Source organism: Streptomyces sp. NPDC015032, assembly GCF_043080425.1.
In the GTDB taxonomy this organism is placed as follows: domain Bacteria; phylum Actinomycetota; class Actinomycetes; order Streptomycetales; family Streptomycetaceae; genus Streptomyces.
In genome coordinates this window covers 14,887-41,231 of the sequence record NZ_JBIBVN010000052.1, presented here as the reverse complement: position 1 = coordinate 41,231, position 26,345 = coordinate 14,887, and the positions used below count along the sequence as shown (strand labels likewise).

31 protein-coding genes and 4 pseudogenes are annotated in these 26,345 nt (G+C 68.1%); 18 read left to right on the top strand and 17 right to left on the bottom strand.

What is annotated here, in order from left to right; genetic code table 11:
- The 4 genes and pseudogenes from ACF08M_RS37645 to ACF08M_RS37630 form a co-directional block, all read right to left on the bottom strand.
- A pseudogene (locus tag ACF08M_RS37645) lies at window positions 1–148 on the bottom strand (MFS transporter); the annotation flags it as partial.
- A 147-nt stretch (window positions 149–295) separates the two neighbouring features.
- A complete protein-coding gene (locus ACF08M_RS37640; protein ID WP_392189803.1) occupies window positions 296–847 on the bottom strand; it encodes a hypothetical protein in 552 nt (183 codons plus the stop codon).
- Between the two features lie 102 nt (window positions 848–949).
- Entirely contained in the window at window positions 950–1,330 is a 381-nt protein-coding gene (locus tag ACF08M_RS37635) for a hypothetical protein (RefSeq protein WP_392189802.1), read from the bottom strand.
- On the bottom strand, window positions 1,327–1,473 hold the full coding sequence (locus ACF08M_RS37630; RefSeq protein ID WP_392189801.1) for a hypothetical protein: 147 nt from the start codon (window positions 1,471–1,473) through the stop codon (window positions 1,327–1,329). The genes ACF08M_RS37635 and ACF08M_RS37630 overlap by 4 nt, the downstream gene beginning before the upstream one ends.
- 596 nt (window positions 1,474–2,069) lie before the next feature.
- Here ACF08M_RS37630 and ACF08M_RS37625 point away from each other — a divergent pair.
- The 5 genes from ACF08M_RS37625 (at window position 2,070) to ACF08M_RS37605 (ending at window position 4,993) form a co-directional block, all read left to right on the top strand.
- Window positions 2,070–2,783: an SDR family NAD(P)-dependent oxidoreductase gene (locus tag ACF08M_RS37625; RefSeq protein WP_392189800.1), complete on the top strand. Its 714-nt coding sequence runs from the start codon at window positions 2,070–2,072 to the stop codon at window positions 2,781–2,783.
- Window positions 2,784–2,817: 34 nt separating this feature from the next.
- Window positions 2,818–3,192, top strand: coding sequence for an SgcJ/EcaC family oxidoreductase (locus ACF08M_RS37620; protein WP_392189799.1), 375 nt, complete (start codon window positions 2,818–2,820; stop codon window positions 3,190–3,192).
- Window positions 3,193–3,344: 152 nt separating this feature from the next.
- Complete coding sequence (locus tag ACF08M_RS37615) at window positions 3,345–3,641, top strand: hypothetical protein (RefSeq protein WP_392189798.1); 297 nt, start codon at window positions 3,345–3,347, stop codon at window positions 3,639–3,641.
- 225 nt (window positions 3,642–3,866) lie between these two features.
- Window positions 3,867–4,304, top strand: a complete 438-nt coding sequence (locus tag ACF08M_RS37610) for a cupin domain-containing protein (protein WP_392189797.1) — start codon at window positions 3,867–3,869, stop codon at window positions 4,302–4,304.
- 5 nt (window positions 4,305–4,309) lie between these two features.
- Window positions 4,310–4,993: an SDR family oxidoreductase gene (locus ACF08M_RS37605; protein ID WP_392189796.1), complete on the top strand. Its 684-nt coding sequence runs from the start codon at window positions 4,310–4,312 to the stop codon at window positions 4,991–4,993.
- 18 nt (window positions 4,994–5,011) lie between these two features.
- On the opposite strand, the gene ACF08M_RS37600 is transcribed toward ACF08M_RS37605, so the two are convergent.
- On the bottom strand, window positions 5,012–5,833 hold the full coding sequence (locus ACF08M_RS37600) for an alpha/beta fold hydrolase (protein ID WP_392189795.1): 822 nt from the start codon (window positions 5,831–5,833) through the stop codon (window positions 5,012–5,014).
- Between the two features lie 174 nt (window positions 5,834–6,007).
- On the opposite strand from ACF08M_RS37600, the gene ACF08M_RS37595 reads away from it, so the two are divergent.
- Window positions 6,008–6,325 carry a putative quinol monooxygenase gene (locus ACF08M_RS37595; protein ID WP_392189794.1) on the top strand — a complete coding sequence of 106 codons (318 nt, stop codon included), beginning with the start codon at window positions 6,008–6,010 and terminating at the stop codon, window positions 6,323–6,325.
- Window positions 6,326–6,336: 11 nt separating this feature from the next.
- Here the strand turns inward: ACF08M_RS37595 and ACF08M_RS37590 are convergent, their stop codons facing one another.
- Genes ACF08M_RS37590 through ACF08M_RS37575 form a run of 4 tightly spaced genes read right to left on the bottom strand, consistent with a single transcriptional unit; the run spans window position 6,337 to window position 9,787 of the window.
- Window positions 6,337–7,035, bottom strand: coding sequence for an SDR family oxidoreductase (locus tag ACF08M_RS37590; protein ID WP_392189793.1), 699 nt, complete (start codon window positions 7,033–7,035; stop codon window positions 6,337–6,339).
- A gap of 43 nt (window positions 7,036–7,078) precedes the next feature.
- Window positions 7,079–7,564, bottom strand: a complete 486-nt coding sequence (locus tag ACF08M_RS37585) for a lipocalin-like domain-containing protein (RefSeq protein WP_392189792.1) — start codon at window positions 7,562–7,564, stop codon at window positions 7,079–7,081.
- 16 nt (window positions 7,565–7,580) lie between these two features.
- Window positions 7,581–9,158, bottom strand: a complete 1,578-nt coding sequence (locus ACF08M_RS37580; protein ID WP_392189791.1) for an aldehyde dehydrogenase (NADP(+)) — start codon at window positions 9,156–9,158, stop codon at window positions 7,581–7,583.
- Entirely contained in the window at window positions 9,155–9,787 is a 633-nt protein-coding gene (locus ACF08M_RS37575; RefSeq protein ID WP_392189790.1) for a cysteine hydrolase family protein, read from the bottom strand. Before ACF08M_RS37575 ends, ACF08M_RS37580 begins: the two co-directional genes overlap by 4 nt.
- A 121-nt stretch (window positions 9,788–9,908) precedes the next feature.
- Here ACF08M_RS37575 and ACF08M_RS37570 point away from each other — a divergent pair, with 121 nt between their 5' ends.
- On the top strand, window positions 9,909–10,499 hold the full coding sequence (locus ACF08M_RS37570; protein ID WP_392189789.1) for a TetR/AcrR family transcriptional regulator: 591 nt from the start codon (window positions 9,909–9,911) through the stop codon (window positions 10,497–10,499).
- A gap of 434 nt (window positions 10,500–10,933) precedes the next feature.
- Here ACF08M_RS37570 and ACF08M_RS37565 read toward each other — a convergent pair whose 3' ends face one another.
- Both ACF08M_RS37565 and ACF08M_RS37560 read right to left on the bottom strand, forming a co-directional pair.
- Window positions 10,934–11,374, bottom strand: coding sequence for a cupin domain-containing protein (locus tag ACF08M_RS37565; RefSeq protein WP_392189788.1), 441 nt, complete (start codon window positions 11,372–11,374; stop codon window positions 10,934–10,936).
- 31 nt (window positions 11,375–11,405) lie between these two features.
- Window positions 11,406–12,019 (bottom strand): annotated as a pseudogene (locus ACF08M_RS37560) (SDR family oxidoreductase).
- 300 nt (window positions 12,020–12,319) lie between these two features.
- Here ACF08M_RS37560 and ACF08M_RS37555 point away from each other — a divergent pair.
- From ACF08M_RS37555 to ACF08M_RS37525, 7 genes and pseudogenes are all read left to right on the top strand, one after another.
- On the top strand, window positions 12,320–13,996 hold the full coding sequence (locus tag ACF08M_RS37555; RefSeq protein ID WP_392189787.1) for an FAD-dependent oxidoreductase: 1,677 nt from the start codon (window positions 12,320–12,322) through the stop codon (window positions 13,994–13,996).
- The gene (locus tag ACF08M_RS37550; protein ID WP_392189786.1) at window positions 13,993–15,462 is read left to right on the top strand and encodes an ATP-binding protein; all 1,470 of its coding nucleotides are present in this window, start codon (window positions 13,993–13,995) and stop codon (window positions 15,460–15,462) included. Before ACF08M_RS37555 ends, ACF08M_RS37550 begins: the two co-directional genes overlap by 4 nt.
- On the top strand, window positions 15,459–15,812 hold the full coding sequence (locus ACF08M_RS37545; RefSeq protein ID WP_392189785.1) for a UBP-type zinc finger domain-containing protein: 354 nt from the start codon (window positions 15,459–15,461) through the stop codon (window positions 15,810–15,812). The genes ACF08M_RS37550 and ACF08M_RS37545 overlap by 4 nt, the downstream gene beginning before the upstream one ends.
- A gap of 162 nt (window positions 15,813–15,974) precedes the next feature.
- The gene (locus ACF08M_RS37540) at window positions 15,975–16,943 is read left to right on the top strand and encodes an alpha/beta hydrolase (protein WP_392189784.1); all 969 of its coding nucleotides are present in this window, start codon (window positions 15,975–15,977) and stop codon (window positions 16,941–16,943) included.
- Window positions 16,944–16,946: 3 nt separating this feature from the next.
- Window positions 16,947–17,138 (top strand): hypothetical protein, encoded by a 192-nt coding sequence (locus tag ACF08M_RS37535; protein ID WP_392189783.1) that lies wholly within the window; start codon window positions 16,947–16,949, stop codon window positions 17,136–17,138.
- Between the two features lie 38 nt (window positions 17,139–17,176).
- Entirely contained in the window at window positions 17,177–17,971 is a 795-nt protein-coding gene (locus ACF08M_RS37530; RefSeq protein WP_392189782.1) for an SDR family NAD(P)-dependent oxidoreductase, read from the top strand.
- A gap of 18 nt (window positions 17,972–17,989) precedes the next feature.
- A pseudogene (locus ACF08M_RS37525) lies at window positions 17,990–18,147 on the top strand (IS110 family transposase); the annotation flags it as partial.
- Between the two features lie 339 nt (window positions 18,148–18,486).
- Here ACF08M_RS37525 and ACF08M_RS37520 read toward each other — a convergent pair.
- The 3 genes from ACF08M_RS37520 to ACF08M_RS37510 form a co-directional block, all read right to left on the bottom strand.
- The gene (locus ACF08M_RS37520; protein WP_392189781.1) at window positions 18,487–18,972 is read right to left on the bottom strand and encodes an ester cyclase; all 486 of its coding nucleotides are present in this window, start codon (window positions 18,970–18,972) and stop codon (window positions 18,487–18,489) included.
- 74 nt (window positions 18,973–19,046) lie between these two features.
- Window positions 19,047–19,598 (bottom strand): ester cyclase, encoded by a 552-nt coding sequence (locus ACF08M_RS37515; RefSeq protein ID WP_392189780.1) that lies wholly within the window; start codon window positions 19,596–19,598, stop codon window positions 19,047–19,049.
- Window positions 19,599–19,642: 44 nt separating this feature from the next.
- Window positions 19,643–20,203, bottom strand: coding sequence for an NADPH-dependent FMN reductase (locus ACF08M_RS37510; protein ID WP_392189779.1), 561 nt, complete (start codon window positions 20,201–20,203; stop codon window positions 19,643–19,645).
- 191 nt (window positions 20,204–20,394) lie between these two features.
- On the opposite strand from ACF08M_RS37510, the gene ACF08M_RS37505 reads away from it, so the two are divergent.
- Window positions 20,395–20,862: a MarR family winged helix-turn-helix transcriptional regulator gene (locus tag ACF08M_RS37505; RefSeq protein WP_392189778.1), complete on the top strand. Its 468-nt coding sequence runs from the start codon at window positions 20,395–20,397 to the stop codon at window positions 20,860–20,862.
- A 184-nt stretch (window positions 20,863–21,046) separates the two neighbouring features.
- On the opposite strand, the pseudogene ACF08M_RS37500 reads toward ACF08M_RS37505, so the two are convergent.
- From ACF08M_RS37500 to ACF08M_RS37490, 3 genes and pseudogenes are all read right to left on the bottom strand, one after another.
- Window positions 21,047–22,316: pseudogene (locus ACF08M_RS37500) on the bottom strand (IS256 family transposase).
- 229 nt (window positions 22,317–22,545) lie between these two features.
- The gene (locus ACF08M_RS37495) at window positions 22,546–22,728 is read right to left on the bottom strand and encodes a hypothetical protein (protein ID WP_392189777.1); all 183 of its coding nucleotides are present in this window, start codon (window positions 22,726–22,728) and stop codon (window positions 22,546–22,548) included.
- A gap of 231 nt (window positions 22,729–22,959) precedes the next feature.
- Entirely contained in the window at window positions 22,960–23,808 is an 849-nt protein-coding gene (locus ACF08M_RS37490) for an IS5 family transposase (RefSeq protein ID WP_392189776.1), read from the bottom strand.
- A gap of 225 nt (window positions 23,809–24,033) precedes the next feature.
- Between ACF08M_RS37490 and ACF08M_RS37485 the strand changes: the two genes are divergently transcribed.
- The 3 genes from ACF08M_RS37485 to ACF08M_RS37475 all read left to right on the top strand — a co-directional run bounded on the left by ACF08M_RS37485 (window position 24,034) and on the right by ACF08M_RS37475 (window position 26,217).
- Window positions 24,034–25,038: a helix-turn-helix transcriptional regulator gene (locus ACF08M_RS37485; protein ID WP_392189775.1), complete on the top strand. Its 1,005-nt coding sequence runs from the start codon at window positions 24,034–24,036 to the stop codon at window positions 25,036–25,038.
- A gap of 325 nt (window positions 25,039–25,363) precedes the next feature.
- The gene (locus tag ACF08M_RS37480; RefSeq protein ID WP_392189774.1) at window positions 25,364–25,567 is read left to right on the top strand and encodes a hypothetical protein; all 204 of its coding nucleotides are present in this window, start codon (window positions 25,364–25,366) and stop codon (window positions 25,565–25,567) included.
- 128 nt (window positions 25,568–25,695) lie between these two features.
- Window positions 25,696–26,217, top strand: a complete 522-nt coding sequence (locus ACF08M_RS37475) for a hypothetical protein (RefSeq protein ID WP_392189773.1) — start codon at window positions 25,696–25,698, stop codon at window positions 26,215–26,217.
- Window positions 26,218–26,345: the final 128 nt, after the last annotated feature.

Genomic DNA, 26,345 nt, shown 5'->3' with positions numbered 1-26,345 from the left:
CGCCCGGCACCCGCCGCGCCGTACTCAGCATCAGCGGTACGAACGCTTCGAGTGTGAAGTACGCGCCCGAAGTGAGCGCCCGCAGCAGCACCGTGGCGGGCAGCCCGCGCTCAGCCCGCCAGGTGCGCGGCGGCAGCAGCCGCGGGGCTTGCTGCTGCCGATATACGCGACACCGTTGGCCACCGTCGGCGACGTGAAGCGCCAATCTTCAGGTGGGTTGTCCAGCTCGTCGTTTCTGATGAAGCCCCAGTTGCTCGCGGCTTCCGTTATCTCGATGCCCGATTCGATTAGCCGATCACCGGTTGGGCGGTTGAGTAATGCCAAGGTCTTGGCGCATAGCAACTTGCATCGTGATGATCACATCCCACATCTGGATCAGGAAGGTGTGAGCTTCTTGCCACTCCTCCTGACCGTGTGTTGCGTCTTCGTACAGAGCACCTATCAGTTTTCTGGCGTCTGCCAGCGCCACACGGACCTTACGTGAGGGTTCCAGGACGGCATCGGGGATAAGCATCTGCGCCTGAGCGTAAGTGGCCTGAAACTCAACGCGGGCAGCCTCCGTGGCATCACTTTGCGGAGCGGCCCCAGTGCGCTTGGCATGTAGGTCTTCCATCATCAACATCCGGTACCGTCGGGCGCCGGAGTTCAGGGCGACATAGATGTCGCGTCGGCGCTCCAGGTTCTGCTGAGCATCTTCGAGTTGCCGAGTGACCTGATCGGTACGTCGCTGAAGCTCAAACTCCTGCAAGCGTGATCGCGAGCTCACCCATGCAGTAGTGATCGGAGCCAGCAGCGTTCCAACTACACCAACCACGGCAACTAGCAGTGCTATGACGCCTGTGCTCACTTCTCCTCCTGAGAGGCGTGGTCCGGGCTCGCTGCTCGCCGTAATTTTGTCCAGTGTCCACCCTGGTGACAACTGCTGCCGTGACGCGGATACGGAGACGGTTCAGGAGTTGAGGTCGAGGACGCGGACCGGCTCGCCCTCCCACCGCTTCGGGGTGGTGGTCGCGATGACCGCCCCGTCGGGACGGTCAGGGGTGGGCTGCGCCGCGTACTGGCTGTGCGCCGCGGCCCAGCTCTCCCGCCGCGCGACAGCCAGTGCGGCCGGCAGGTCCAGGTCCAGGACCGTGATGCCGGGCAGCGCGGCCAGGTGCTCGGCCGTACCGGGACGTGCCCGGTCGGCTTCGACGAGCGCGCACGCCGGGGCGTAGAGGAACCACCCCGGTTCGGCGTGGGCCCGGTGGATGAGCCGGGAAGCAAGGACGTTGCCCTGGCCGGCCGCAGCCATCGCGGTGTCGTCCAGGACAATGTGCAAGGAATCGCTCACCGGGCCGTCACCCGGGCTAGACGCCGGTCCAGCTCACTGTCCAGGTCGTCCTGCTCGGCGCGGGTGGGGGCATACCCCGTCCACGCTTTCAACGCCGCGCGGGCCTTCTCCGCACGCTCGGCCCGCTCGGCCGGAGTGAGCATGGTCTCGGCCAGACTCGTGGGCGTCGTGGAACGTCTATGCGCAGGAGCTGATCCGCGCCACGGACGCCCCGGCGGAACAGATCTCCGACAACGGAATCACCGGCCCGGCCTACTTCGACCACGTCCGCAGGCTCGGCCGTCCGGTCCTCAACTGCCCCAAGGGGCAGAACGCCGCGCTGCCCGCGGACCTGGTCCAGCGCCTGGTGGTCTCGCCGGAGGTGCACTGGCCGTGGTTCGTGGTCCGGCGCGCCGATGAGCAGCGGGCCACGGTGCCGGCAGTCGTCGACGCACTCGCCGACGAGGCCCACGAGCACGGGCTGACTGGTCCGGACGTCTGGCTGCCCGGCGGCGGTCCGCGATCCGCTGAGCACCGAGGCGCTGATCTGGGCTGGGAGGCTGCGCCTCCCAGCAGGGAGGTAGCCGGTCCCGGCGCGGGGGCGGTTCGGCGTTGCCCGCGTTCCGGGACCCGGCCTACCGTCGAGGAGTCGACCGGAACAAGACGCCGGGGCCCGGACCTGGGCCCTGCGCATGACCGGTGACGCCGTCCTGCACACCCAACCAGACCGCGCTCACGCCGGTCATTCCGGAGGCATGCCATGTCCACGTTCGAGCAGAAGGTCGCCGTCGTCACCGGAGCCTCCCGGGGCATCGGAGCCGCCCTGGTCGGGGCCTACCGCAAGCTCGGCCACAACGTCGTCGCCACCTCACGCGGCATCACCCCGTCCGCAGACGGGGGCATCCTCACCGTCCCCGGCGACATCTCCGACCCGGCGCACGCCGAACACCTCATCACCGCGACCATCGAACGATTCGGCCGCATCGACACCCTGGTCAACAACGCCGGGCTGTTCGTCGCCAAGCCCTTCACCGACTACACCCCGGCCGACTACGCCGCCGTCACCGGTGTCAACCTGAGCGGCTTCTTCCATCTCACTCGACTCGCCGTGGGCCAGATGCTCGGCCAGGGCCACGGGCATATCGTCAACATCACCACCAGCCTGGTCGACAACGCCGACGCCCGCGTCCCCTCCGTACTCGCCTCCCTCACCAAGGGCGGCCTGCAATCCGCCACCAAGTCCCTGGCCATCGAGTACGCCACCCGCAACATCCGGGTCAACGCCGTCTCCCCGGGCACCATCCGCACCCCCATGCACACACCCGAGACCCACGACTACCTGGCCGGCCTCCACCCCGTACGACGCCTCGGCGAGATCAGCGACATCGTGGACGCGGTGCTCTACCTGGAGAACGCCCCGTTCGTCACCGGCGAGATCCTCCACGTCGACGGCGGCATGAGCGCCGGCCACTGACCCACCGCCCGCCAACCCCCGGGAAGACACCGTCATGAACCACACCACCACCCACGACGAAACCACCCTGCGCACCGTCCTCGACGGCTGGAAGGCCGCCGTCGACGGCCATCAACCCGACCTGGTGGCCGCCCGGTTCACCGAGGACGCCGTCTTCCAGGGCCTCCGCCCGTACAGCGTCGGACGCCCCGGCGTCGCCGCCTACTACGCCTCCCAGCCGCTCGGCATGACCGCCGACTACCGCGTCCTGGAGACCCGACGTCTCGCCGACGACCTGATCCTCGGCTACCTGGAGGTCGACTTCACCTTCACCGACCGGCCGACCGTCAATGTCAACCTCAGCATCCTGCTGCGCCACACCGACGAGGGCTGGGCCATCGCCCACTACCAGGCCTCCCGCCTGCGGTGAGCAGGCCGGGGCGGGAGTTTCGCGCACCCGTTCGGTCTGTGCGGGGTGAGGGTGAATATGCCGGGGGCGATGGCGTGGTGTCACTGGAATGGCGGTATCGGTTCCTACGGTGACCGCCAGGTGAAACACCGTCAGAGAAGGAGCCGTTTCGGATGAACGCCACGCCCCGCAAAATCGCCACCGCCACGCTCAGCGCCCTGTCGCTGGCAACCCTGCTCTGGACGGCGCAGACGGCGCCGGCCTCCGCGCACATCCCGAACCTCTGCGCCAACGCCGTCGCGCAGACCCAGCAACACCTGATCGAGGCCGGTGCCCCGACCGACCACACCGCTTGGCAGGATGTCCGCGCCGACGCCCAGCGATTCGTCGAAGAAAACACCTGGAACGGCGCGATCGGCGCGGCGCTGAAGCAGGACATCCTGCTGCTGGACCAGCACTACGCGCCCTGACCCGACTCGTGGTGATCAGCTCCGTGCCCGCGACAGGGCAAACGCCTCCCTCACCACACCCATCGAAGTGGACATGCGCTGTGCGGTTTCACAACACACAGCGCATGTCCGCCTGTCCGCCGTGATCGACTCGTGCCGCGCCTTTGCGCGTCATCAACGCCCATGTTTGCCTGGACAGCGCTCGTCCTGCTGGTCGAAGCGCTGCACACCCGCGGAGGATGCCTGATGATTGACCGACGCTCTCTTCTGCGCACCAGTGGTGCCGCGGCGGCCGGGCTGCTCGGCGCCGCCGCCGCTTCCTCGTCCGCCGCCGCGGCGACGGACCCCGATCCCACTTCGGGTGTCACCCGTGTCCTGCTTCAGGACCACCCCTCGCCCGCCGCGGGGTGGAAGACCGCACAGACTCTCGTGGAGATCCCCCGGCACAAGGAGTCGGGCCGGCACAGCCATCCCGGCGTCGAGGTCGGATACATCATCCGCGGAGACGTCCTGATGGAGTTCGACGACAGGCCGCCCATCCGGCTGCGCACAGGTGACCCGTTCTTCATCCCGAACGGCGCCATCCACAACGCCCGCAACGTCGGCACGGTCACGACGATGATGCTCTCCACGTATGTCGTCGACGAGACGAAGCCCCTCGTGACCACCTACGGAAACGGCTGAGCGCGATGGAGATCAAAGGATCGGTTGCCCTGGTGACGGGGGCCAATCGTGGCATCGGCCACGCGTTCGCCCGCGCACTGCTCGAACGGGGAGCCGCGAAGGTCTACGCCGGTGTCCGCGATCCGGCGAGCGTGACCGATGAGGACCTTTCCCCACTGCGCCTGGACGTCACCGTGCCGGAGCAGGTCGCCGCGGCGGCCGAGGCCGCCGGTGACGTCACCATTATCATCAACAACGCGGGCGTCGGGGGCTTCGGGACCAAGCTGCTGACGGGTTCCCTCGACGGTGCGCGCGAGGCGATGGAGATCAACTATTTCGGCACCTGGGCCGTGTCCCGTGCCTTCGCCCCGGTACTGGCCCGCAACGGCGGCGGCGCACTGGTGAACATGCTGTCGACAGCTTCCTGGGCCTCCCGGCCGGATTACCCCGGATACGCGGCCTCCAAGGCGGCCCAGTGGTCGTTGACGGGCGCGCTGCGGGAGGGCCTGCGCGAGCAGGGAACACTCGTGATCGGCGTCCACGCCAGTTTCGTGGAGACGGAACTCAGCAACTTCACCGATGCGCCGAAGATCAGCGCGGCGGACGTGGCGGAGCAGACCATGGAAGCCCTGGCGAACGACCGGGCCGAAGTCCTCACCGACGAGCGGACCAAGCAGGTCAAGAACGCCCTCTCGCAGCCACTCGGCTGAGCCACACATCGATGGCGTTCATCTGCCGGGCGTCGCGGCCGGCTGGTGTCGTGCGCTCCGGCCCTGGTCCTGGTCCTGGTCCTGGTACGGCGCCAGGAACGTGGTCAGCGCCGCGAGCACTTCCCGAGGGGCTTCCTCGGCCACCCAGTGGCCCGCACCGGGAATGACCGCGCTCCGTACGTCGTGTGCGACACGTTTCATGGTGTCGGCGACATTCCCGCCGAGGCTGCCCGCGCCGCCGATCGCGAGAACGGGCAGGGTCAGCGGGCGCGTGCTGCGTTGCTGATCCTGCGCGCTGGTGGTGTCGAGTGCGCGGTACCACCCGAAGCTGCCCCGCAGCGCATCGTGTTGGGATGCGAGGATGCGGACGTAGTGGTCGTGTGCCAGGGTGCGTGTGTCGTACCCGCTCTCGGGTTTGTCGGTCAGTCCGATGCCGCGTTGGTCGACGGCGACGACCGTGAAGTGTCGGGCCAGTTCCGGCATCGCCAGGCGCCAGGCGTACCAGGTCTCGGGCCAGCCGTGCACCAGGAGCAGCGGCGGTCCCTCGCCTCCGACGACCGCGTGCTGGCGGATTCCATTGGCTCGGACGAAACGGCTGGTGAACGTCCTGGTAAACCCAGCCGGCAGGTGCGGTGCCTGTTCGACGGAGCCGAGGCCATCAGGAGTGCCTGTGGCGTGGGGTTGCGAGGCTCCGTCTTGGGGCAGTGTGACGGCGGTCAGCGCGATGCCTCCCAGGCCGAGCCCCAGCGCACCCGCACCGGCGGTGCGCAGCACATGGCGCCGGGGCAATCCGGCGTTGGTCCGGTCGTCGGCGTCGCTGTTCCCGGGGGCCTGGGACATGGGCTTCCTTTCGCTCTGACGAGCCTTGTCAGCGCTCATGCTGGGTTGTGCTCCACGCACCCGCAATCGGAGGATGCAGTGTCTGGCCGTCATGAGTATGTGATGGCCCGGCTGCTGTCCGCGCAGCTCACGGGATGCGTGGAGAGACTGGGAGCGCCAAGAGGGAGGCAAGAAATGAACCAGATCGCACTTTGCGTCCGTTTCACGCTGCGTGACGGTGCTGGTGAAGCGTTCGACGAGCTGGTCCGGCAGGCCGCTGCGGCGGTCCTCGAACATGAGCCGGGCACCCTGGTGTACGCCTGCAGCGCGGTCGAGGGAGCTCCGAACGAGCGCCTCGTCTTCGAGCTGTACGCCGACCGCGCTGCCTTTGACGAACACGTACGTCAGCCGCACGTCCGCCATTTCCTGAGCGAGAGTGAGAAGTACGCCGAGAAGACGGAGGTCGACCACCTCCGGCCGTACGCCGGCAAGTACCCCTCCGGATCCACGTAGCGGTTCGCGGGTCAGCTCGCCGGTGTGGCGGTCGGCGGGAGTGACAGCCCGGCCTTGGCCTTACGGGTCTCCGCGTCGGCGAGCACCTCCGGTCGGTCGTTCGTCAAGGCGTCCATGGTCAGCTCCGCCACGGTCTCGGCGCTGATCTTCGGGGCATCCACCCAGGCGCTGAGGTCGGTGTCCACGAAGCCCGCGTGCACCCCTACGACCAAGGTGTTCTGCTCGTGCAGGCCCTGCCGCAGGGCGTCCGTCAGGGACCACTGCGCCGCCTTGGAGGCCGCGTACCCCGGGAAATCCGGCTGTCCGACCCACGACGCCAGCGAGAGCATGTTGACCAGGGCACCGCCGCCGTTGCGCGCCAGTACCGGGGCGAAGGCCCGGGACACGGCCCAGGTGCCGAAGTAGTTGACCTCCATCGCCTGACGCGCACCGTCGAAGCCACCGTCGAGGAGCGCGGAGCCCGAGCCCGCGGTCCCGGCGTTGTTGATCACGATCGAGACGTCACCCGCCGCTGCGGCTGCCGCGGCGACCTGCTCGGGGTCGGTGACGTCCAGACACAGCGGCACCAGGTCCGGATCGGCCACACTCGCCGGGTCACGGACCGCCGCGTAGACCTTCGCCGCGCCGTGATCGAGCAGCGCACGGGCGAACGCGCGGCCGATCCCGCGGTTGGCTCCCGTCACCAGGGCGACTGAACCCTTGAGTTCCATGGTTCTCTCCTTCATCAATTGCGTTACCGGATAGGGCAATTGCTCAGTTCGGTCTGCGCCAGGTGAGTTCGGCCGTACGGTCCGCGCCCCACAGGCGATTGGGGGTGGTGATGCCGAGCTTCAGGAACTCGCCGTCGAAGGCGACCGTCCGGATCTGCGGCCTTCCGGCCCAGTTCGGGAACAGGCTGGTGGTGACGTGGTGCTCGACGGTCACCGGGTCGATCACGTCGAACGAGCCGGCGTAGGCGAGGTACGTCTTCGCCACCTGCGCCAGTTCGTCCTTCGTGGTCTCCTCAAGGCGGTCGGATCCCGCGTGCGGGCGGTCGGCGCGGCTCAGCTGGGCGGACATGTGTCCGTCGGGGGTGTAGGCGATCAGGCCGTGGGGGTTCGGGCCGAGCGGGTGGATGACCTGGCCGTCGGCGTCGGTCGCGGTGTAGGAGACGAGTTCCCATGCGCCGAGCAGGCGGTTGCGTACCTCCTCGCGGGCCTCGCGTTCGTCAACTGCCGTTGTCCGCGGGTCTGGTGTCATGGCCGTGTTCTCTTCGTCAGTCGCGGGTGAGTTCGCCGTCGACCAGCCGCCACACGTGCAGCGGGTTGCCCTCACGCAGCGGCTCGGGCAGCAGTTCGTCGGGGAAACCCTGGTAGGTGACCGGCCGCAGGAAGCGGTCGATCGCGCTCATCCCGACGGAGGTGAAGCGACTGTCGGAGGTGGCCGGAAACGGGCCCGTGTGGACGGTGCCGTACGACACCTCCTGCGGCATCGAGAAGGCGTTGACCACGATGCGGCCCGTACGGCGCTCCAGGACCGGCAGAAGCCTGACCGCGGCGGCGCGGTCGGACGCCTCGGCGTGCATCGTGGCCGACAGCTGTCCCCTGAACGCGCGGGCCACTTCGAGCAGTTGCTCCACGTCGGTCAGCCGGACCAGCAGCACGGCGGGGCCGAAGACCTCCTCGCGCAGGGACGGTTCGGCCAGCACCTGCTCGCCGGTGGTCTCGTACAGCAGGGACCGGCCATCCCAGCCACGGACCGGGGCCGGTCCGGCGCCGATGCGGATGGCGCCGTTCTCCTCCAGCCGCTGTACGTTGCGGACGTAGGCGTCGTGGATGCCGGGCGTGAGCATGATCCGCGCGGCCGTCTTCTCCACCTCGGCGATCGCCGCGGTACGCAGCTCCTCGAAGCCGGGGCCGTCCACGGCGAGGAGGATGGCGGGCTTAAGGCAGGCCTGGCCGACGTTGTACTGCGCGCGTGAGGCGACGCCGGCGCCGATCTCCGCGCCACGGGCCGCCAGGGCACCGGGCAGGACGAAGGTCGGGTTGACGCTCGTCATCTCGGTGAACACCGGGATGGGATCGGGCCGTTGCCGGGCCCGCCGGTAGAGAGCCATGCCGCCGCCCTCGGATCCGGTGAAGGTGACGGCCCGTACCAGCGAGTGGTCCACCAGCGCCTCACCGATCTCGTTGCCCGCGCCCCGGATCAGCGAGAACACCCCCTCGTGCAGTCCCGCCTCGGCCACGGCCTCCTGAATGACTCGGCCCTGGATCTCGGAGGTACCGGGGTGGGCGTTGTGGGCCTTGACGACGACCGGACTGCCGGAGGCCAGGGCCGACGCCGTGTCACCGCCCGCGACCGAGTAGGAGACCGGGAAGTTGCTCGCACCGAAGATCACCACGGGGCCGAGCGACACCTTCTGCAGCCGGTGGTCCATACGCGGCACGGGCTGCCGGTCCGGCTGTGCCGGATCGACGGTGACCTGAAGGAACCGGCCCTGGCGGACGACAACGGCGAACTTGCGGAACGTCGCGGCGGACCGGGCGATCTCGCCCTCGAACTGGGCGGCGGGCAGACCAGTCTCCAGCGAGGCACGGGCGGCGAGCTCCGCCTTGACCGCCTCCAGCTTGTCCGCGACGAGGTCGAGGAACGCGGCCCGCTCGGACAGGCCGGTGTGGCTGTAGCTGTCGAACGCCTCGTCGGCCAGCCGCAGGGCCCGGTCGGCCTCGGCCGCCCCGCCGAAGGCGAAGTCGGGTTCGAGGAGCTGCCCGGTGGCGGGGTCGAGCGCCTTCATCGTTCCTGCGGTGGCGGGCACGGAAGCCGCTCCGATCAGCAGTTCTCCGGTCAGTTTCATGACTGTGCGGCTCCCTTGAACGCGGTGGTGATCTCGTCGGTGGTGACAATGGCGTGGGCGAAGGTGGGGCCGTTCAGCTCGTGGGCGGCGTGCATCATCTCGGGGCGAAGAGCCGCCGTGGCGTCGCGCACCAGCGTCACGTGATAGCCGAGCTCCATGGCGTACCGGCCGGTGGACTCGATGCAGGTGTTCGCCAGCAGGCCGATCAGCACCACATGGGTGATGCCGTGCTGCTTGAGCTGGAGGTCGAGGTCGGTGTTGGCGAACCCGCTCTGCGCCCAGTGCTCGTGGGCGACGACGTCGCCGGGCTGCGGCTGGAAGTCCGGGTGGAACTCCCCGCCCCAGGTGCCCCGGGCGAAGGTGTGCTGCTCCGAGATGCTGAGCTGGCTGGCGTTGGTGTGGCTCCAGGTGTCGTAGTCACCCGGCTCCCACCTGCGGTGCGGTACGAACACCAGCTGAACGCCGGCCTCGCGTGCGCCGGTCACCACCGAGCGCAGGTGGCCGAGCAGGCCCACCTCCTCGGCCACCGGCTGCACGCGCGGCCACACCTTGCCGCCCTCGGAGATGAAGTCGTTGTAGGGGTCGACCAGCAGGACCGCCGTGTGTCGGGGGTTGTACGTCGCGGACATGGCTCCTCGAATCTGTAGCTCGGCTTGTGTCGCCCGAATTTCTGGATGATGGACATCATCCACCTTGAGGATTATCCTCATCATCCAGAAAGTCAAGCGACACATCCGAAGGAGGCCCGGCATGGGGCACTCGAAGGCCGACAAGGCCGCATCCCGGGACCGGGTGCTGCAGATAGCGGCCCGCAAGGTCCGGGAGGAGGGCGTCACCCGTCCCGGCATCGCGGACCTCATGAAGGAGGCGGGGCTCACCCACGGCGGCTTCTACAAGCACTTCGCCTCCCGCGACGAGCTGATCGCCCAGGCCACGGAGCTGGCCCTGACCGAGGGCACGGCGAACATGGAGCGCGCCGCGCGGAAGAACGAGGAGGCGCCGCGGGCCGGTGTCATCGACGCCTATCTCGCCGAGCGGCACCGCGACTCACCGGGCACCGGCTGCGCCCTGGTCACCCTCGGCGCCGCCGCGGGCCGCGGCGACCAGCACCTCAAGGAGGCGTACGAGCAGCAGATCCGTACCTACCTGGACCTGCTCACCGGCCTCGACGAGGACTCCGAGGACGCCCGAGCCGAGGCGATGGTCACCCTCAGCGCCATGGTCGGCGCCATGCTGATGGCCCGCGCGACGGCCGACCGCGACCTCTCCGACGAGCTGCTGAAGACGGTCGCCGACCAGCTCAAACGACGTACGCCGGGAACTCCGGCAACTGCCGACTGACGTACGGATCCGCCCGACGCAGCACTAACCTCTCGGAGGAGCAGCCGCAGCTGCTGAGCCGCGAACTGATCAGCTTCTTCAAGGGCCGGGCATACGCGCGAGGGCGCGGGCCGAGTTGATGAGCGGCCTTATCGTCAGTCGAGGTCGTTCCACGTCCATGCGGCGGCCGGGCGGCCGTCGGTCTCGTATCCGTGCACGGCGTCGTGACCGTCCGGGTTGAGCGAGCCCCATCTGCTCGGCCCGTTCGGCGAGTGTGCGGGCGGCTTGTTGTGTGCCGAGCGGACGAAGTCACCCCGTTCCAGCGGCGTATCAGAGCACGCTCCGGCCCGCCTCCCGGACAGGACGCGGCCCGGCTCCGCTCCAGGCTCATCCCGGCTTCCACAAGCCCTTACCAAGCCGAGGGCGGGGGCCCTGGGGAACCACTGCGGTCTCGTTCAAGCCCTTGGAGCTCGCAGGTGTTGGCGTCGGGCCAGTTCCTCGTCGTCGACCAGGGTGAGCATGGGCTGACCGGGTGCACACAACATGGTGACGAGGAATCGGCTCCAGGAGTCCGTCCGGTTGTTGCCGTCGTGGTAGTGGATGACATCGCCACCCGGCTCCCAGAACGTCTCGCCGGCCTTGATCACCCGCTCGGGCTCGCCTTCCAGCTCGAAGAGCATCTCCCCCTCCAGCATGTAGCCGAAGGCGGGTCCCGAGTGCCGGTGGGGAGGGGTGCCGGGATCACCGGGAGGGAATTCGACGAGAACTGTCATCGCCTCCACCCCCTCCGGAACGAACGGCGGTTTCACCGACTGCAACTCGGTGAGCGCCGTCTTCCACGCTTCCGAGCGTGGCCGGCTCCCGGCGCCGCCCGCCGTCGGTTCATTGTTCGCCATGGGTGAGGCCTCCTGTGGTGGGCGGGCTGGGTCAGGAGAGCCAGTCCGTGGAGTGCGTGGGGGCGATACGGGCGTCGCCCTTGGTGGTGAGAACGTCGCCGCTGACGGCGGCGAACATGCCGTCGGTGCCGTCGGTGACGACGCTGTGACCGTCGGGACGGGCGTTCAGCGTGATCCGTCCGAGGTCGTCGAGAGGGAAGACGTCGAGCCCGCCGACGATGAGAGTGCCGTTCAGGGGGGTACCCGCGGCGACGAACTCCATGAACTGGGTGGCGCGCACGATCGAGTACGGGACCGGCCCGGACTTGCGGATGTCCTCCTGGATGGTCTCGGCCTGGTAGTAGGCGAGGTCGGGTACTGGTCCGTGCCGACGACGGGGAGGATGACGGCGTGCCCGACCTCGCCCTTCTGGCCGGCGGCCAATAGGTTCTCCATAGAGGTCCGGAAGAACGCGAGGGAGGTGTCGTCGAACGTCGGGGAATTCGTCAGATTGACGATGACGTCGGCGTCGGCCACTGCCTCCTCCACGCCCTGCCCGGTGATCACGTCGACGCCCGTGGACATGGAATGCGGCACGGCCTCGTGCCCTGCCGCGTTCAGCTTCTTCACGACCTGCGATCCGATGAGGGTTGTACCGCCGATCACTGCGCACTTTCATCGGTCGCCTTTCGTCGCGTACCGCTGGGTCATGCCCCCAGCCTGCGACGGCTCGGTGTGCGGCGCACGCGGGCCGTACCCGGCCGGCCAGTGCCCCCGTGACGCACCCGTACTGCTGAGCTCTGAGGCGCGGCACACCAGGTGCTCTGGCTCGGCAGCGACCTGCCACCGTCAGGTCACCCAGGCCGCACGGGCCGTAGCGGCCGAAGCGGTCCGGCTCGATCGAACATACGATGGTCGGAAGCGGGCTCGGGCAGCTCTTCGTACCGGCACGCAGGGCGGAGGAATATGGCTCAGGCCACCGACGCAACGCGGACCGTCATCCTGACGGTGGACGACGACCCGGGGGTCTCCCGCGCCATCGCCCGCGACCTGCGGCGCCGCTACGGCGGCGGCTACCGGATCGTACGCGCCGAGTCCGGCGAATCCGCGCTGGAGGCGCTGCGCGAGCTGAAGCTGCGCGGCGACCTGGTGGCCGTGATTCTCGCCGACTACCGGATGCCGCAGATGAACGGCATCGAGTTCCTCGAACAGGCCCTCGGTGTGTACCCGGGGGCGCGGCGCGTGCTGCTGACCGCCTACGCCGACACCGACGCCGCCATCGACGCGATCAACGTCGTCGACCTCGACCACTATCTCCTCAAGCCTTGGGACCCGCCCGAGGAGAAGCTCTACCCGGTCCTGGACGATCTCCTCACGGCTTGGCGGTCCAGCGACTACCGGCCGGTACCCACCACCAAGGTGGTCGGGCACCGCTGGTCCGCCCCCTCCTCGCGGGCGCGAGAATTCCTCGCCCGCAACCAGGTGCCGTACCGCTGGTACTCCTCCGACGAACCGGAGGGACAGAGGCTTCTGGCGGCGGCCGGGGCCGACGGCCGACGGCTCCCCCTGGTGATCACGCCGGACGGTACCGCGCTGATCGAGCCGGAGCCGACCGAACTGGCCGCCCACGTGGGGCTCGCGACCACGCCGACCGCCGCGTTCTATGATCTCGTCATCATCGGCGGCGGTCCGGCGGGACTCGGCTCGGCGGTGTACGGGGCCTCCGAGGGGCTGCGGACCGTACTGGTCGAGCGGTCGGCGACCGGCGGACAGGCCGGCCAGAGTTCCCGCATCGAGAACTACCTCGGCTTCCCGGACGGCGTGTCCGGTGCGCAGCTGACCGATCGTGCCCGCCGCCAGGCGAGCCGCTTCGGTGCCGAGATCCTCACCGCTCGCGAGGTCACGGGGCTGGAAGTGAACGGTCCGGCACGCGTCGTGCGCTTCTCCGACGGCTCAGCGGTCGCCGCGCACAGCGTCATCCTGGCGACCGGTGTGTCGTACCGGCAGCTGGGGGCGCCGGGATGCGACGAGCTGACCGGCCGCGGGGTGTACTACGGCTCGTCCCTCACCGAGGCGTCGTCCTGTGAGGGCCAGGACGTGTACGTCGTCGGCGGCGCGAATTCCGCCGGGCAGGCGGCGGTGTTCCTGGCGCGGAGCGCGAAGTCGGTGACCATGCTGGTGCGCGGGGAGTCCCTGACAGCGTCGATGTCGTACTACCTGATCCAGCAGATCGACGAGGCTCCGAACATCACCGTGCGGCCCCGGACCGTCGTCGAGGAGGCGCACGGCGAGGAGCACCTGGAACGGCTGATTCTGCGGGATACCGTGACCGGCGCCACCGAAGTCGTCGATGCCCAGTGGATGTTCGTCTTCATCGGTGCCGCCCCGCTGACCGACTGGCTCGGCGGGACCGTGCTGCGCGACGAGAAGGGCTTCATCCTCGCCGGACCGGATCTGACGCCGGACGGGCGCCCGCCTGCCGAATGGGCACTGGACCGGCCGCCCTACCACCTGGAGACCAGCGTCCCGGGTGTGTTCGTGGCGGGCGACGCGCGCGCCCGGTCCGCGAAGCGCGTCGCGTCCGCCGTGGGAGAGGGCGCCATGGCCGTGATGCTCGTCCACCGCTTCCTGGAGCAGTCATGAGCGCACAGGTCATGGCCTGCGACCCGCAGGAGATCGGCTCGCTGTTCCTCTTCGAGAAGCTCTCCCCGGAGCAGCTCGGACGGCTGTGCTCCGAGGGACGGATGGAGCGGTTCGAGACCGGCCCGGTGTACACCGAGGGCGACCCGGCGACCTGCTTCTACGTGATGGTCGAGGGAACCGTCGTGATGTCCCGCCGGGTCGGCGGCGACGATGTGGAGGTCAGCCGGACCTCGCAGCGCGGCGTGTATGCGGGGGCCATGCAGGCGTATCTGGGCGACCGGGTACCGCAGACGTACGTCAACTCCATGCGGGTGACCGAACCCAGCCGGTTCTTCGTACTGCCCGCACAGTCGTTCGCGGATGTCATGCGGGAGTGGTTCCCGATGCCGACGCACCTGCTGGAGGGGCTCTTCTTCGGCTCCAAGAACACCCAGCGGGCCATTGGCCAGCGGGAACGCCTGCTGGCGCTCGGATCGTTGTCCGCCGGACTCACCCACGAGCTCAACAATCCGGCCGCGGCCGCCGTCCGCGCCACCGCGGCGCTGCGTGAGCGGGTCGGCAGGATGCGGAACAAACTGGCGGTCATCGCGCAGGGCCGCTACTCCCCAGGGGCCCTCGCCGAGCTCATCGAGATCCAGGAACGCACCGCCGAACGCGTCGCCAAGGCACCGGTGCTGCCCCCTCTGGGGGCGTCCGACCGGGAGGACGAGCTCGCCGGCTGGCTGGAGGATCACGGCATCCCGGAGGGCTGGCGGATCGCGCCGGTCTTCGTCCAGGCCGGGCTGGACACGGACTGGCTGGACCAGGTCGCGGCGACCGTGGGCGAAGACATCCTGCCGGGGGCGATCGGCTGGCTCAACTACACGGTCGAGACCGAGCTGCTGATGGACGAGATCGACGACTCCACCACCCGAATCTCCCGCCTGGTGGACGCGGCCAAGCAGTACGCGCAGCTCGACCGCGCCCCTCACCAGGACATCGACGTCCACGAACTCCTCGACAGCACTCTGCTGATGCTGTCCGGCAAGATCGGCCCTCGGGTGAGGGTGGTCAAGGACTACGACCGCTCACTCCCCGAAGTACCCGCCTACCCGGCGGAACTCAACCAAGTCTGGACCAACCTCATCGACAACGCGGTGGCCGCCATCGGCAGCACGGGCCACGACGGCACCCTGACGGTGCGCACGGCCAGGGAGGGCGACCGACTGCTCGTGGAGTTCCGCGACACCGGCCCCGGTATCCCCGAGGACATCCGCAGCCGCATCTTCGACCCCTTCTTCACCACCAAGGCCGTCGGGGAGGGCACCGGCCTCGGCCTCGACATCTGTTGGCGGATCGTCGTCAACAAGCACCACGGCAGCATCCAGGTCGAGTCCGTACCGGGCGACACGCGATTCCAGGTGCTGCTGCCGCTGACCGCCCCCGAGACCGAAACCACAACCACAACCACCGAGGAGTCCGTATGACCGACATCGACGGCATCGCGGCGAGCGTCCCGCCCAGCAGTACCGGCTGCGCGGACTGCGACGCAGCGGGAGGCTGGTGGTTCCACCTCCGGCGCTGCGCGCAGTGCGGCCACATCGGCTGCTGCGACTCGTCACCGGCCCAGCACGCCACCGCCCACTGGAAGTCCTCCGGGCATCCCCTGGTACAGAGCTTCGAGCCGGGTGAGGAGTGGTACTGGAACTATGCCACCGACGTCCTGTACGAGTCCGGACCCGAACTGGCCCCGCCGACCAGCCACCCGGACGACCAGCCCACCCCGGGCCCGGCCGACCGTGTCCCGCAGAACTGGCCGGACCTGCTCCATCCCTGAGAGCCGGCAGCGGAATGACCAAGACAGACACATACGCGCTCATCTGTGGCCTGAAGAGGGGTGCAGGCTCTACTGGTCACCCAACAGCCCGATCGCAGCGCAACACTCTCCAGCCAGCTGTGCTCGTCACCATGCGTTACTCGGACCCCAGGGAGCATTCCCATGGCTGCTCAGACCGCATCAATCGTCCTTGAGCCCGAGGCACAGGACATCGCCGACGCAACCTCGCAACACCCGTTCCTGTACGAGCTGGAACCCACCGCGGCACGCAAGGTTCTCGACGACCTCCAGGCCGCACCGGTGGACAAGCTGCCCGTCGACGAGGAGTGGGTCACCGTTCCCGCCTCCGTGGGAGACGTACGGGTCCGCATCGTCAAGCCGCGGGGTGCCACTGGAACGCTGCCTGTCGTGCTGTACATGCATGGTGGTGGCTGGGTACTCGGCAATGCCGGCACGCACGACCGCCTGGTGCGCGAGTTGGCGGTCGGCGCCCGTGCGGCGGTGGCATTCGTGGAGTACACACCGTCGCCCGAGGCGCACTACCCCGTGGCCATCGAGCAGGGCTACGCCACCGCTCAGTGGATCGGCCGCGAGGGTGCGTCCAAGGGGTTGGATGCACAGCGCTTGGCAGTGGCCGGGGAATCGGTCGGCGGAAACATGACAGCCGCACTCGCTCTCATGGCCAAGGAACGCGGTGACGTCACGTTCGTGCAGCAGTCGATGTACTACCCCGTCACGGACGCGTCCATGAACACCGAATCCTACGACCAGTTCGCCACTGGCTACTACCTGAGCCGCAAGCTGATGGAGTGGTTCTGGGACGCGTACACGACCGACCCGGACCAGCGCGCGGAGATCACCGCATCTCCCAACCGCGCCGCCATCGACCAGCTCACCGGCCTGCCGCCCGCCCTGCTGATCGTCGACGAGGCCGACGTGCCCCGCGACGAGGGCGAGGCATACGCCGCCAAGCTCCGAGCAGCCGGCGTTCCGGTAACCACCGTGCGCTACGACGGCACGGTCCACGACTTCATGATGCTCAACTCGCTGAGCCGGTCCAAAGCCGCTCGCGGAGCCATCGACCAGGCCACGGCGTTCCTGCGAAACGCCCTCGGAACAGCCCAGGACTAGGTAATGCTGCGTCAGATCCTGGTTCTGCACGTCGGCAGGGGGCGGCCGCAGATGGCGCAGGTGCCGGTTCAGCACCTCACCCCACGGCGATTGGTTCACGAACTGCTGCAAGGCATGCACGCCCGGCAGCCGCTCGGTCATCGGCAGGGCCCAGGGACGGTGTCGCGGCGCAGCGGCGACGTGGATGCCGCTTAGTCTCGGCCTATACGGTGATCAGCACACAAGGGAACGCCATGAACCTTCAGCTCGCGGACAAGGTCGTCGTCGTCACCGGGGCGAGCAAGGGCATCGGCCTCGCCATCGCTGATGCGTTCTGCCGCGCAGGCGCACACGTCGTTGCCGGCAGCCGGAGCAGCACGCCTGAGCTTGAGGCGCTCCATGAGAAGTACGGCCTCACCGCGGTCCCGGTCGACCTGTCTACCCAAGACGGACCGGACACGCTCGTCCAGGTCGCAGTGGACCAGTACAACAGGGTCGACATCCTGGTGAACAACCTGGGTACCGCGACGTCCCGTCCGAGCTTCCTGGACATCGACGACGCCGAGTGGCAACGGATCTTCAACATGACCCTGTTCAGCGCGGTCCGGACCAGCCGCGCGGCGCTTCCTCACCTGCTGGACGCAGGCAAGGGATCCATCGTCAACATCAGCTCCATCAACGCGCGCCTGCCCTTCCCCGCAGTCGTGGACTACTCGGCGGCCAAGGCCGGGCTGACCAGCCTGACCAAGTCACTGTCCGAGGAGTTCGCACCGCGCGGCGTCCGGGTCAACGCGATCGCCCCGGGCCCGGTCCGCACTCCCTTCTGGACCGCACCGGGTGGCTTTGCCGATGCCACGGCGGCCCAGGCCGGCACCACCGCCCAGGAGGCCATGGACGCGGTAATTCCGCAGAGCATGGGCATCTCCACCGGGCGGGTCACTGAAGCCCACGAAGTCGCCGACCTGACCATTTTCCTCGCCTCACCCGTCGCCGACAACATCACAGGAGCCGAGTTCACCATCGACGGCGGCCAAGTCAAGACGGTCTGATCGCCTGCCCCACTGCGTCTCGCCCCGGCCGCAAAGCAGTCGGGCACGTCGATCCACGGCGAACACGCACCCAGAGGCGACAACCTGCACCTCGGACGTGCGATGTTCCCTTCCGCGTTCGCCGCCCTGCATGCCCGGCCTCCCGCGGCTACCGCGACCGGTGCCGGGCCCCTGGCAACGCACTCGCGGTGGGCCAGGCGCCGCGCGCGCTCGTAGGGCAAGGCGGCCTGCCAGGCCAGCGGGCCCTGGCCGTCCGAGGCCGCATCAGGCACTGAGATCGCGCCTACAACTGCCCCACCTCGCTCCGCTCTCGCCGGGAGGTGCTTGTGTGAGGCAGTCCAGCCGCGTGCAGACGAGCCGTGCCCGGTTCTGGGCGCGGTGGGCGGGCGGCGGTGCGGTTACGGTGCTCAGCTCCGTCCAGTTGCCCGGGCGGCTGAGGCCGTCACCTGCGCAACTGGACGGAGCTTTCTGCCGGGGCGCCAACCACGGCGGCGGCCATGTGGAGGGGGCCGGGTCTACTCGGCCAACTGCTGGAGGAAGGCCGTGAAGTCTGCGTCGGACCAGTGGTCGATGATCTTGTGGTCCTTCACCCGGTCGACAGTGGTTGCGGTGAACGAGGCGTAGCGGCCGCTCGGCGGTATGTCGAGGAACTGTGCGGTGTGATGGCCGCCCAGCACCCAGCGGGTGGCGACCTTGTCGTCTTCGGCCAGCTGGTCGAGGACGGTGATGGCGAGGTCGGCGAAGGCGGCCACGATCTTGCTGTCCATCTCCAGCCAGGACTGCCGGTCGAAGCCGGGAACGGGCATGACGGCGTCGGGGTGGATGCAGCGGTCCCAGGATGTCTGCAGGTCGCGCAGGCGGTAGCTCTCGTAGAAGGCCTTCACTGTGCGCTTGGGGCTGGAGGGGGTCGCAGCGGTGGCGGGGATGGCGGACGTGAGCGCGAGGGTGCTGCCGGCGAGTGCGCCGCCGACCACGGTGCGTCGGCTGATGGGCTTGTTCATTGTGGTGCTCCTGGTGGATTCGGAGGGCACCGCCTGGGCTCTTATGAGCGTGGGGCGGGGCTGGTGGCGGAGTGTCAGGCATCCTCGCCGCGGAGGATCTGAAGAAAGCGGCCGAAGTTTCCCTCCGACCAGTGCTCGACGGACTGGCCGCCCACAATGCGGTCGATGGAGATGCCGCTGAGGTGGACCTCGCGGCCCGACGGCGGGATGCCCAGGATCGTTCCGGTGTGGATGCCGCGCAGGCTCCAGCGGGTGACAACCTTGGGGCCCTCGGTGATCTGGTCGAACATGTCCAGGCGGTATCCGGTCAGCGACGCCTTGAGCTCGAGGTCGCCTGCTACCCAGGCCGAACGCTCGTTGGGCCCGTCGAATCCATGGAGCACGAGGTCTTTGGAGATGTACCGCTCGAATCCGGCGGCCAGGTCCCCGTTGTAGCTGGCGTAGAAAGCCGCGGCGACCTGCCGTGGCGAGTGTGGGGAGCTCCGGCGATCGGGGGTGGCGTGAGCCGGAGCGGCGGTGGCGAGTGCCGCTCCGGCGCCGAGGCCGGCGAGGGTTCCGATCATTCCGCGCCTGCTGGGGGCGGTTTTGGTGGAGGCGGGGGCGTCGGTGGGCTTGCTGCTGGTCATCTGAACTCCTGATGGGTGGGGCGTTGCCGGTGGCGCAGGGTGGGTCAGCGGGAGCGGAGGGGAGCGAGGGCGTTGGTCCAGGCGATGACCTGGTCGAGAGTGGTGGCGAGGGTGTCGCGCTGGATGGCCAGGGGCTTGAAGTCGGTGAAGTTCTCGAAGTCGTTGAACAGGGAGAGGGCAACTTGAGAGCGCACGTCGGCCATCTGGAGTTCGCCGGCGATCAGACGCAGGTGCTCGACGGCACGCGTGCCTCCGGCCGAGCCGTAGCTCACGAATCCGACCACCTTGTTGATCCACTCGGCGTGCAGGAAGTCGATGGCGTTCTTGAGTGCGCCGGGCACCGAGCGGTTGTACTCGGGCGTGACGATCACGAAGCCGTCGAACGACGCGATCTTCTGCGCCCAGGCGCGGGTGTGCGGCTGGGTGTACTGGCCCATGGCCGGCGGGTGGGCCTCGTCGAGCAGCGGCAGCTCGTAGTCGGCCAGGTCGACGAGTTCGAACTCGGCGTCGCTGCGCTGGGCGGTGTTCTCGTACACCCAGCGTGCGACGGCCTCGCCGCTACGTCCGGGGCGGGTGCTTCCGAGGATGATGCCGATCTTGGGCATGGAGATTCCGTCCGTCCGGATGCGGAGCAACCCAACACATACTTGCTCCGTCAAGTAACTGCTTGACGGAGCAAGTACACCCCCAACTCCTTGACTCGTCAAGGAGTTGGGGGTGTGGTGCGGACATCCGGAACCCGATCACGCCTTGACCGGCCTATCTCCTTGACGAGTCAAGGAGATAGGATGAGCCCATGTCTTCCGCCCAGCAGCAACCTCTCACCGCGAGCGAAGAGGCCTTCGTACGGGAACTGAGCCGCGTCATGCAGGAACTGCCCCGAGCGGTCGACGCCGACATCCTGCGCGAAGCCGAACTGCCGCTGTCCGAGTACACGCCCCTGATGCACCTGTCCGAAGCCCCGGACCAGGCAATGCGCATGAGCGAACTCGCCGCCGCCTGCAGCCTCTCCCTCAGCGGAATGACCCGCGTGGTCACCCGGCTGGAGAATCAGGGCTGGGTCGAGCGCACAAAGAGCACCCAGGACGGTCGCGGCTGGAACGCCGCCCTGACCGAGCTCGGCCTGCAGCGCCTCGAAAGGGCCTGGCCCGCTTTCCTGGTCAGCGTGCGCCACCACCTCGTCGACCACTTCGCCGACCACGACCTCACACGACTCACCGCCGCACTCCAGCACGTGGCAGCCACCACCACCGAACCCCGTTGACACAGATGCACGGCCGCCGCAGCGACACGGCCGCCTCCGGCGCGGCCGACCCAGCGCCACTGCACCCCGGACACTCGTGAGGCGGCCTGACCACTGAACGGGGCGTTTTCGCAGGGGGGGGTCTATCAGGAATTAGGTGTGATTCGTCTGTTTGGCCTACGAGTTGATCGGTGGGCTGATCGGCCTACACTCGTCCGGCGGTAAGGCGGCCGTCGAAGAGGACGTCGAACTCGTTGAGTGCGGACTTCCAGCGGTTGTTCCAGCGCTGGCGGCCGCGGCCGGTGGGATCGAGGGCGAGGGTGGCCAGGTAGAGGCGCTTGAGGGCGGCCTGTTCGTTGGGGAAGTGCCCGCAGGCCTGAGCCGCGCGCCGGTAGCGGGCGTTGAGGGACTCGATCGCGTTGGTGGTGTAGACGACCTGCCGGATCGCGTCGGGCAGGCCGAGGAAGGGCACGAACTCACTCCAGGCCCGCTCCCAGGTTCCCGCGATCGACGGGTAGCGCTTGCCCCACGTGGCGTCGAAGTCGGCGAGCCGTTGCCGGGCCTCTTCCTCGTTGACGGCGGTGTAGACGGGCTTGAGGTCGCGGGCGACCTCGGCCCAGTCCCGGCGCGAGGCATAGCGCAGGCTGGCGCGGATGAGGTGGACGAGTGTAGGTCTGCACCACCGTGCGGGGCCAGACCGTGTTGACCGCGTCCGGCAGGGCGCTCAGCCCGTCACAGACCAGCATGAGCACATCGCGCACACCCCTGTTCTTGATCTCGGTCAGGACGGTCTGCCAGTACTTGGCGCCCTCCCCGCCGTCCCCGGCCCACAGACCGAGGATCTCGCGGTAGCCGTCAACGGTGACCGCAACGGCCACGTAGACCGGCCGGTTGGCGACATGACCGTCCCTGATCTTGACGTGCACGGCGTCGATGAAGACGACCGGGTAGACCGCGTCCAGCGGGCGGGTGCGCCATTCCGCCATCGACTCCAGGGCCTTGTCCGTGATCGTGGAGATGGTCTCCTTCGTGGTCGTCATCCCGTACGTCTGGGCGAGATGGGAGACGATCTCGCCGGAGGTCAGGCCCTTCGCGGTCAGCGAGAGCACCAGATCGTCCAACGCACCCGTGCGGCGGGCGTACGCGGGCAGGACTCGGGGCCGGAAGGTACCCAGCCGGTCCCTCGGGACTTGCACCGTCACGGAGCCAACCTCCGTCATGACTTTCTTGGCCCGGTAACCGTTGCGCATGTTGCCGCCCGAGCGTGATCCGCGCCCGCCGACCCGGCCGGCCTCGGCGGCCAGGTGCTCGTCCATCTCGGCCTCCAGGGCGGCCTGCATCAGGTGCTGGGCCAGCTCGGGCAGCAGACCGCCCTTGCCCATCAGCCGCAGCCCCTGCCCGCGGACCTTCTCCGCCGCAAGCGCGGCCAGCTCCTCCAGCAGCTCGCTGGACAGACCATTCTCAGACACTGGCATCGACTTCACGTCGGCACCCTGAACACTCCCGTCGGCCACGGCAAGCGACACGCTGCCGAAGGTCTCGATCCGGTGATCCGTCGTCGTACTCATCAGGTGACTCCTTCGAGGAAGATCACACCTGATTCATGACACTCCCCGGCTGCTGGCCTTCCTCGGCCGACAGGTCTGAGAGGGCGGTTCGTAAGGTGATGCCTGTTTCCCGGTGAGGCTGGGGTATGGCCGCTGGTCACGGAGCGGATGGCTGGTGCTCCCTGGTGAAGTGTCCGGAGTCGGCCTCGGTGAGGATGCCGAGCTTGACCAGGCGTTTCAGCTTGGCGCGGGTGCCTTCGATGTTCTTCGGCAGGAGATCGTGGCCGAGGGCCTGGCAGACGTCGCGGGCCCGGAGTGGGCCGGTGGCCTCGTTGAACACGGTGATGATGCGGGGGTAGTCCGGGCTCGGGCAGGTCGGGCGAGGCCGGCTGGGTGGGCAGCCGGTCGGCGAGGGCGGTGACCGTCTTCCGGGTGATCGCCAGGTGCTCGAGGTGGGTCTCCGTTTCCTTCAGCCGGTCCTGGAGTTCGGCGATCTGTGCACGGAGGTCGTCGGCCAGAGCCCGGGCGGCGTTCTCCTGGATGTCGAGCGCGTAGAGCAGAGGCTGGATGCTCATGCGACCGCTGCCTGCGGGTCGCGCCAGGTGGGGGTGTTCGCCCCGGTGAGACGGCGGGCCATGACGTGGGTCATCGCCCAGTAGACGCGAGAGGCCGAGGAGGCCGGCCGGTGTTCGTAGTCGCGGACCAGGCGCCGGTGCAGTATCAAGATCCCGTAGGTCTGTTCCACCCTCCAGCGCTTCGGCTGCGGGACAAAGCCCTTGTCCTGCGGGTTCCGGGCGACGATCTCGACGTCGACACCGAGGCGAGTGCCGTGATCGACGACCTGGTTCTTGAAGCCCTGGTCGACAAGGGCCTTGCTGACTCTGCCGCCGACGTGCTCGGCGACCTGGTCGAGAAGGGCGATGCCCGCGGCATTGTCGTGCGTGTTCGCCGAGAGGATCGCGATGGCGATGACCAGACCCAAGACGTCCACGGCCAGCCCCCGCTTGCGCCCGGGCACCCGCTTCGCGGGATCCTTGCCGGTCGTGGAGGCGGGGACCCCGGCGGCCACGTGGACGCTCTGCGTGTCCAGCACCACCAGGGTCGGGTCCTCTAATCGCCGGGCCCTCTCCCTGACCTGGCAGCGCAGGAGTTCATGAGTGACCTGGTCGGTCCCGTCGTCGCGCCACGCGGCGAAGTAGTAGTACGTCGCACTCTTCTGCGGCAGGTCGTGCGGGAGATAGGCCCACTGGCAGCCGGTCCGGCCCTGGTAGAGGATCGCGTTCACGATCTCCCGCATCGAGTAGCTGCCCTGGTGGCCACTGACCGAACGGTGCCGGTCCTTCCACGCGGTGATCACCGGCTCGATCAACGCCCACTGCTCGTCCGACAAGTCACTTGGGTACGGCTTGCGTTCACTCACCCGGTCACATCAACAGACCGGCAGCTCCGGACCGGCAGATTCCGCCCCACCCCCACACCATCAGGTGACAGCAGAACCACTCAAAGACTCACAAACCGCCCTGTGACGAACTCATGGCGCCACCTTGTCGGCGCGCGCTGCACAAGCCCCTGTAAACTGCTGGTTCTGCTTATGGGAGCGGGTAAGCGGTGGCCGGCGGCTGCTGTTCCGAGCGGAGGCGGACACATGCAGGTACTGCTCGACGCCTCGCGGTTCGCACCGACGGATCGCGCTGCGGCCATGTCGGACTATCTGATGGCCACATCGGGCACACCCCATCGAGTCCGTGTGCTCGCCGACCAGCCCACATCCGCCCGAGCCCGTGTGTCCGGCGTGGAACTGGACCGCGATGTCTTCTTCGCAGAGACAATCGGCGGCGGCTTCGGGATCGAGCGCACCAAAGCAGATCTGCGAGGGGCCGGTCCAGAGCGGATCTACCTCCTGCTGTTCGACGGCGACAGGCCCGGCCACTACGAACACGACGACGTCAGCCGCCCGTTGCGTCGCGGCGATCTCTGCGTCACGGATTTGAATGCCGCCTTCGCCTATCACGCCTCTGCCGCCTACAGAACAGTTTGCGTCCAGGTCGATCGTTCCCGCCTGGAGATGAACCTGGAGACCATCCGCAGGGCCGACCACCGGCTGACGCGCAGCCCTCTGTACGGAGTGGTCCGCGACCACCTGGCCTCCCTGTCCGCCAATGCTCCGCTGCTGACCGATCCCGGGGACCGTGAGTCCGCCACGGAGGCGACCATCGCTCTGCTGAAGGGGTTGGTGGCCAGCGCTGCTCGGGATGACGATGCCGCGTCCCGTAACGCCGTTCATGACCATCTCTTGGACCGGATCAGACACTTTCTCCGCATGCACGCCGGTGACCAGGGCCTCGGCCCTGACGATATCGCTGCTGCCCACGCCATCTCGGTGCGCAAGCTGTTCCAGCTCTGGCAGTCCCAGCCGCTCTCCCTCAGTGAATCAATTATGCAATTGCGCCTGGAGGGCGCTCAGCAACGCTTGATTACGCGACCGGACCTCACCATCGCCGCCGTCGCCCGTGCCAGCGGTTTCGTTGACGCTTCGCACTTCTCTCGCCGCTTTCGTCTCGCTTTGGGCTGCACCCCGACCGCCTGGCGCGCGGAACATCACGATCATTCTCCGGGCATGAACGCGGACGCCCCCAGGCGAGCGGAGTAGCCGCCACCGCGACCGGGCGCCCCCTCTGCCAGCCATGCGGGTCCGGCCGAGATACCGCAGGTGACGCCATCAGGCACGCGGACGCGGACCTGCGCCCCCGCACAGTTGGAGGCTCGGAAGCCGAGTTGTACTGCCGGAATCCGTGAGGCAAGTCAAGACTTACTTCTTCGCGCATTCTTCGCTACGTTGAGCGTGCAATGATTTCGAGCGCCTCCATCATTCTGATCAGCAGTTGGCGCACCGTCGAAGGAGGTTGGAAGTGAACTCCATCCGTATCACGGAAGGCCGGATCCCGGTGCCCGGAGGGAATGTTTGGTACCGCAGAATGGGACGTGGCGGTGTGCCGCTGCTTCTGGTGCACGGTGGTCCTGGATATCCCAGCGATGTGCTCTTTGAGGCGTTCGAGCCGCTCGCCCGGGAGCGCGAGATCGTCTGGTACGACCAGCTCGGGGTGGGGCGTTCTGACCCGATCGACGACCCCCTATTGCTGACCGTGGACCGCTTCCGCTCGACGAACTCGGAGGGGTGACCGAGGGGCTCGGCCTGGACAGGGCGCATGTCTACGGCCACTCCTGGGGAGCCATGCTCGGCCTCCAGTTCGCCGCACGGCGAGGGCCGGAGTAAACCAGTCCGGTCTGTGCCAACAGACCGGCGAGCGTGCCCCGGTTCATGGAAGAGGTTCGCGAACTGCTCGCTGGACTCCCGGGAAATTTGCTCGACCGTACTTACGGCCGCGAATTGCGGGGTGAGACGGACGACCCCGACTACTGGACAGCGCAAGAGGAATATCTGCGCGCTTGCGTGGTGCGCACTGCTCCGGTTCGGCTCGATTCGGAACTGATGAGCCCACTCACTTTCCGGACGCTCGTCGGGCAGGCGGACTACCATGTGACCGGCACCCTCAAGGACTGGGAAATATTCGACGAACTCGAAAGAATCCGGATTCCGACGCTCGTCCTCGGCGGGGAATTCGATAAATGCCTTCCCTCGCATCTCGCCGACATCGCCGCACGTATTCCGGACTCCGCACGCAGCCCGGAGCGGCCCACATGGGATATCTGGAAGAAGAACCGCTCCGCAGCGCGTACGTCGGCATCGTCCGGGCCCACATGGCGCGGATCGAGGCCCGTGATGCCCGTCATACCCCACGCCCTCGCGGGGCGTGAGCCCCTGGCCTGAGCGAATGTTCGATTCGGAGGGCCGCACGTTGCTTCTCGGCCACGGGGACGTCGCTTGTGCGTGGCCTTGGCGGCAGGCAGCGGCGCGATGGGGGAAGTCCCTTTTCCACGCGGCGTACGCGCGCACCG